The organism is Streptomyces beijiangensis, assembly GCF_017315755.1.
GTDB classification, from domain to species: domain Bacteria; phylum Actinomycetota; class Actinomycetes; order Streptomycetales; family Streptomycetaceae; genus Streptomyces; species Streptomyces beijiangensis.
The window spans coordinates 1-281 of the sequence record NZ_JAFLRJ010001508.1 but is presented as its reverse complement, the minus strand read 5'-3'; the positions used below and the strand labels follow the sequence as shown (position 1 = coordinate 281).

Sequence of the window (281 nt, the reverse complement as noted above, 5' to 3'; positions counted from 1 at the left end):
CACTCCCTGCACACGGCCCCGGACCTGGCGGAGGCGCTGCGCAACGTGGCGACCCTGCTGGCGCCCGGCGGACACCTGCTGGCCACCGAGGCACACGACCCCCAGCTCCTGCTGCCCTACTTCGGTTTCCTCGACAGCTTCTACGGCAACACCGACACCGAACTGCGTCCCCGGTCCGCCCTGTTGTCCCGTGGCGCATGGCCTGACCTGCTACGGGACTGCGGTTACGATGACGTCCTCCAGACCGGGCACGACACCGGCCCGGCGAGCGGGGGATTCTC

The 281-nt window shown here is 70.1% G+C and carries 1 protein-coding gene; it reads left to right on the top strand.

The features are described 5' to 3' along the window. Positions 1 to 281, top strand: a 281-nt coding sequence (locus J0695_RS42455) for a class I SAM-dependent methyltransferase (RefSeq protein ID WP_206970118.1), incomplete at both ends; no start/stop codon positions are given.